Below are 5,951 nucleotides of genomic sequence, written 5' to 3'. Positions count from 1 at the left end.
GGCATCTCCACGTTCCTCTCAGCCGGTAACCGTGCTGATGTCTCCGGCAACGACATGATGCAGTTCTGGGAGGACGATCCCGCCACGCAGGTGTGCGGCATGACCCTGCAGTCCTTCGGCAACCCGCGCAAGTATTCCCGGATCGCCCGGCGGCTCTCCCGCACCAAACCGGTGATCGTGGCCAAATCCGAGGTCACGGGTCTGCGCCTGCCTCCGGGGCACACCGGACGGACCACGGAGGCCCCCGCCGGAGCTCTGGATGCCATGCTGCAACAAGCAGGCGTGCTGCAGGTGGCCACCTCCGATCAACTCATGGACCTCGCCGCGGTGGCCTCAGCACAGCCGTGGCCGGCCGGTGGGCGGACGGGTTTTGTGACCAATGCGATGGCGCTGGGCCGCCTCATGGAGGACACCGCCGCGATCCTGGGCATGGAGGTCACGGCCACCGCGGACAACCTGGACACCGCAGGTGGTGGGCAGCGCGCCGTGGAGACGGTGCACACAGCGCTCACAGATCTTTTGGAGCGTGACGACGTCGACGCCGTCGTCGTGTGCCTGATTCCGGCCCCCGGCGTCAGCGAGGACGAATGGGCCACCACCGTGGCACAGGCCGGGCAGGCCGCGAACAAGACTGTTGTGCTGGCCATGACCGGTAGTACGGAGGTCCGCGCGCCCTCCCACGTGCACCGTTGCCAGACGTCACAAGGTTGCCAGGCATCACCAGACGCCGAGTTGTCGCTGCCGGTGTTCCTGGCACCGTCCTCCGCCGTGGAAGCGCTGCACCGGGTTCAGGACTGGGTGGCCTGGCGGGACCGTGAGGACGACGCCGTCACCGTGCCGGAGGACATCGACGCCGAGGCAGCGGAAGAACTGTTGGCGCAGTGGGCCACCGAGGTGCCGGGGGAATCCCTGCTGTCCCTGGACGTGGAGCGCACGCACCAACTGCTGTCCACCTACGGCATCACCGTGTTGCCCACCGTGCGTTTCCGTGACGTCCAGGAGGGCCTGGAGGCCGCTGAGCGCCTTGGCTACCCGGTGGCGCTGAAGAGCACGGACCGCCATCTGCGCCACCGCCTGGACCTGGGGGGTGTCCGACTGCAGATCGATGCACCCGATCAACTGCGTGAGGCCATCTCCTCCATGCGCCGGACTCTGCCCATGGGCTCGGAAACCTTGGATCTGCAGGCCATGGCGCCCACCGGGCAGGCCGTCGTCGTGACCGCCACGGAGGACCCGCTGGTGGGTCCCGTGGTGTCCTTTGGCATTGCTGGGGACGCCGTGAAGCTCTTGGATGACCGCGCGCACCGGGTGCCGCCGCTGACGGACCAGGACATCCGGGACATGGTGCGTGAACCCAAGGCTTCCCGGAAGCTGTTCGGTTATGAAGGCCAGCCGCCTGTGGCCGTTGAGGCGTTGGAGGACCTGATGATCCGGGTGGCTTTGATGAAGGATCGTCACCCGCAGATCGCCCGTCTGGATTTGAACCCGGTACTGTTGTCCAGCGAACACCTGACCGTGCTCTCTGCAGACGTGCGGTTGGGAGACCCTGGACAACGAACGGACAGTGCACGGCGTGCCATGCGGAGGTGAACCATGAGCGACACCATCGCTGGTCGGTACACCCTGGTCGACCCCATTGCCCGTGGCGGTTCCGGCACCGTGTGGCGGGCCTGGGATCAACGACGCCGCATGCTGTGCGCGGCCAAGGTGCTGCGCCAACGTGACTCCGCGGACCTGCTGCGATTCGTGCGGGAACAATCCGTCAAGCTGGAACATCCCCACGTCCTGGCCCCCTACGGGTGGGCAGCGGAGGATGAGCATGTGGTGATCGCCATGGACCTGTGCGACGGCGGCACCCTGGAGACCGTGCTGCAGGACCACGGAGCCCTGTCTGATCCCGTGGTGGAAGAAATCATGCTGCAGTTGCTGCGCGCCTTGCAGTTTGTGCACGCAGAAGGCTGGATCCACCGGGACGTCAAACCCGCCAACCTGATGATGAACGCCACGGCAACGGGTCGTCCCGTGTCCCGTCTGGCGGACTTCGGCATCGCCACGCAGATGGAGGATGCCCGCCTGACGCGGATCGGAACCGTGGTGGGCACCCCCGGCTACATTGCCCCTGAGTTGCTGGAAGGTGCTGACCCCAGTCCCGCCCAAGATCTGTTTGCCGCTGGTGTGGTGGCCATGCGGATGGTGCAGCCCAACCACGGCAGGGGTCAGACCCCAACACCTGAGATGGCCCTGGAAGCCTTTGGTCGGGACTCCCTGCTGGGAGCGGAGATCGCCGCGTTGTTGGACGACGATCCCGCCGTTCGCAAGGACGGTGCCCTGGCCCTGCAGGAACGCCTGGCGGGCGAATCGGACACGCGCGTTTTTGCCCCGGCCCACACCCGCGACGGCGAGGAACTGGACGTCTTCCAGACCCTGGATCCACTGCCGATCGAGTGGCAGGAAGTGGTGGACGGCACCCGTCCGTCACCGCAGCAACCCACCACCGGCGCAGTTTCGGCTGCGCGCAGTGGAGAGGCCGGGGACACCACCCCCGGCCCCGCTCCAACACCTGGCCCAGTGGCCAACCAGGACCTCCCCAGCGGGGGATGGATCAGGACCAACTACGGGTTGGTCTCCACACCGTCCCCCGGAGGTGAGCCCCTGGTGGGCCCCGCCAGCGGACCGGCCGGTGCCGCCCTGCACGGGATGCCGTCCGGACTGACCGTTGACGGCGGTGTGGCCCCGTCAGCCGCCCCGCCCACAGACGGTTCCACCACGGGCACAGTGGTCCAAGGTCCCTTGCCCCAAGGTCAACCGTCCCGTGCCACGTTGATCGGCGGCGCGCCGGTGGCGGGCTGGGCGGGGTCTCAGCGGCGGGATGTGTCCCACCTGAGCGTGGACCAGACCACGGGAAGCACCCAGACCACCGGATTTGCTGCAAGCCAGGGCCCAGTCCGGGGTGCAATCACAACGCCCTTCGCCACTGGGGGCAACACTTCTGCGACCTCCGGGAATGCCGCGGCATCCGGTATGACTGCGGCATCTGGCATGACCGCGACCTCTGGTGTCATTGCAGCATCCGCCGGCACCGGCAGATCGACCGGACCGGCCAAAACCGCCGGAACGGGCAACTCGGGCGGCACAGGCAACTCCACGCAGCGCAGCGGCGGCCCCTTGAGCCTGTTCGGGATCCACGGTGCCACGGGGTGGCTGGTGATCGGTGTGGTGGCTCTGATGACGGCCATCGGATTGTTGTTCGGCATTCTGGCCCTGAACAATGCAGGGGGCACAGACCCGGCGCCGGTACCCACCACAACATCGGACCCCGCCACCACGGGCAACACCGGCCAGCCGGGCACCAACAACAAGGGCAACCCCACCATCGGTTCCGGATTCAGCGGCAATCAACCCGGAAAAGTGGGGGAGTAGCCTGGCCGGACCGGCCGCTTCACCGCCACCACGATTCACGCATCCGCTGACCGCAGACTGTGGTGAACACCATCGACTCTAGGAGGTTCAACCATGACTCAATCCGGACCCCGCGGGGAGACGCTGCATCAGGACATCGAACGTGCGGGGTTCTATCCTCAGCTGGTGCATGACGTGGTGGCCGACGCCTTGGACGGTGTGGTCCCGGATTCCCATCTGGTCCAACTTGAAACCACGTTCGACCGGGACGAGATCCACCGGCACATCACCGTGCTGGTTTTGGCCGGCGGCGCGCTGCACATCACCCACGTGGATGACCAGCAGTACGACGAGGCCGGACATGAGGTCATGGCGTTGGTTTCCACAGAGTCCGTAGCGGCCACTCGGGTACACTCTGTGACCCTCACCTATGCCTACTACAAGCCCCAGCAGTACCAGCCGGGGCATCCTGTCAGTGAAGTCAACCTGTCCGTGGCCTGGACCGGAACTCGGAACCTGGACCTGCAGCCGGCCGGTTGTGAGGACCCGCAGTGCGAGGCCGACCATGGTTACACCGGCATGTCAGCAGTCCAGGACGTCGTGCTGCGCATCAGCGCGGAGGCAGACGGTGTGGAGGCGGTGGAGGGTGCCCGGGAATTCGCACGGTCGCTGCGCCGTGCCGCCTTGAACCGCACGGCAGGCCAATGACCGGCGTGGCGGGCTCTGCCCCCGCGCCCTCCGACTTTCCACCGGGTCCTCGCTACGGACACAGGTCCGTGGCTGACGTGCTCAGCTCTGCTGCCGCCGTGCTGGGGGTGCCCGGCTGCAACAACGTGCTGGAGCTGCCCGCCGCTGAACGGGTGGTGGTGGTCCTGGTGGACGGGCTCGGTCTGGAACAACTCCAAGCCCGCTTCGGCTACGCCCCACTGCTGCGCAACGCCCCATTGCTGGCGGAGTTGGATGCAGCATTTCCCACCACGACGGCGGCGTCGTTGGCCTCCTTGGGCACGGGAACGCCGGTGGGCACGCACGGACTGACGGGCTACGACTCCTACTCCGTGGAGCTCGGTCAGGCGGTGAACATGCTGGGCAACTGGGACCAGCGGGTGGATCCCGTGAGCTGGCAGCCCGTTCCCACCGTGTTGGAACGCGCCCAGGCAACAGGCCTTGACGTGGTGACTGTGAGCCGCAAGAAGTTCCGCAGTTCGGCACTGACAACCGCCGCACTGCGGGGTGGTCGATTCGTGGGCGCGGATTCTGCCCACGCCCGAGTCCGTGCGGCCCTGGAGAACCTCACAGCGGGTAAACGTTGCCTGATGTACTTCTACTGGGATGACCTGGACAAGACCGGCCACGCCAGTGGATGGCAGTCCACGCGGTGGAGTGAACACCTGGAGGAACTGGACAGTGCCCTGCGGCGCCTGGCCGCAGGTGTCCCCAAGAACACGCTGGTGGTGCTGACCGCAGATCACGGCATGGTGGACATTGCCCGGGATGCTCGACTGGACGTCTCCGCCATCCCCGGGCTGCTGGATGATGTCCACACCACGTTCGGTGAACCCCGCTGCCTCCAGCTTCGTCTGGAACCGCAAGATTCGCAGGCACAGCGATTGCACCTGCAAGAGGCTGTGATCCAACGTTGGAAGGACGAATTTGGGGACCAGGTTCATGCTGCCACCCGAGAGCAACTGATCCACGGTGGTTGGTACGGCCCCGCGGATACCATCCGCGCCGAGGTGGCCGAGCGCATTGGGGACGTTGTGCTTCTGCCTGCATCGGATGACATGGCTTTGCACGACATCGCACGGATCGGGACCAAAACCTTGGACATGGTGGGCCAGCACGGTGGGTTGACCCGGGCTGAGGCCGTGGTTCCGCTGGTGCAGGTCGCCGGAAACTCTTGAGCTGCGCCAACTCGTTGGGACCGGTCCCAGGCATGGTTGGCGCGGGGCGTCAACCCGTGTCAGGCCTCGGGATCCGCAGGGAGCGTGGGCCCGCCACTGGCCGGGGCCTCTGCCGTGGCTGAGTCCGACTGCTGATCGGAGTTGGTGTCTCCAGCTTGGCCATTGTTGCCGGATCCGCCATTGGTTGCAGATCCGCCGTTGCCTGCGGATCCTGCGGTGGTTTGGGACGCTCCGGGTGCCACCTGGTCGATTGCCGTCCCCTGCTGATCCTGCGCGGGCGCCTGGGGAGCGGCAGGATCAACCGGGACCACGGGCTGGGCGGGTGCCGCGGGCTCTTGAGCCGGTGCCTGCTCAACGGGTGCCTCCACCGGTTGATCCTGTGCGGGAGCCTCTTGCGCGGGCGCGGCGGGCTCATCGGCCGGTGCCTGCTGGGCGGGCTCGTCCACGGGATCGGGTTGTGGGGCTGGAGCCTGTTGCTGATCGTCCTGGGGATCGTCCACGGGCGGTGCCTGTTCAGGCGCTGGTTCGGCGGTGGGTGATCCGTCCGTGTTCGTGGGCTCGGCAGACGGTGTGCCCGTTCCGACCGTGCCCGTGGGACCTGGCGTGGCGCTGGGGGAGGACTGCTCCCCTGTACCGGCGGCATCATCT

General features: G+C 66.8%; 4 protein-coding genes and 1 pseudogene. 4 read left to right on the top strand and 1 reads right to left on the bottom strand.

Going from position 1 to position 5,951, the window contains the following annotated elements:
* The 4 genes from L979_RS12210 to L979_RS12195 form a co-directional block, all read left to right on the top strand.
* A partial coding sequence (locus tag L979_RS12210) for an acetate--CoA ligase family protein (RefSeq protein WP_047692482.1) occupies window positions 1-1,590 on the top strand: 1,590 nt, incomplete at its 5' end.
* A 3-nt stretch (window positions 1,591-1,593) separates the two neighbouring features.
* Window positions 1,594-3,420 carry a serine/threonine-protein kinase gene (locus L979_RS14790; RefSeq protein WP_052209868.1) on the top strand — a complete coding sequence of 609 codons (1,827 nt, stop codon included), beginning with the start codon at window positions 1,594-1,596 and terminating at the stop codon, window positions 3,418-3,420.
* Window positions 3,421-3,513: 93 nt separating this feature from the next.
* The gene (locus tag L979_RS12200) at window positions 3,514-4,107 is read left to right on the top strand and encodes a DUF5998 family protein (RefSeq protein WP_047692481.1); all 594 of its coding nucleotides are present in this window, start codon (window positions 3,514-3,516) and stop codon (window positions 4,105-4,107) included.
* Window positions 4,108-4,175: 68 nt separating this feature from the next.
* On the top strand, window positions 4,176-5,303 hold the full coding sequence (locus L979_RS12195) for an alkaline phosphatase family protein (protein WP_369792999.1): 1,128 nt from the start codon (window positions 4,176-4,178) through the stop codon (window positions 5,301-5,303).
* Window positions 5,304-5,362: 59 nt separating this feature from the next.
* On the opposite strand, the pseudogene L979_RS16370 reads toward L979_RS12195, so the two are convergent.
* A pseudogene (locus L979_RS16370) lies at window positions 5,363-5,951 on the bottom strand (hypothetical protein); the annotation flags it as partial.

The organism is Kocuria sp. ZOR0020 (assembly GCF_000800955.1).
Classification (GTDB): domain Bacteria; phylum Actinomycetota; class Actinomycetes; order Actinomycetales; family Micrococcaceae; genus Kocuria; species Kocuria subflava.
The sequence above is the reverse complement of the archived record's forward strand: the minus strand, read 5'-3'. Positions and strand labels throughout refer to the sequence as shown.

What these genes read in the sequence shown, in the direction of transcription:
- L979_RS14790 (WP_052209868.1), top strand. Translation starts at nt 1,594, where the DNA reads ATGAGCGACACCATCGCTGGTCGGTACACCCTGGTCGACCCCATTGCC.
- L979_RS12200 (WP_047692481.1), top strand. Translation starts at nt 3,514, where the DNA reads ATGACTCAATCCGGACCCCGCGGGGAGACGCTGCATCAGGACATCGAA.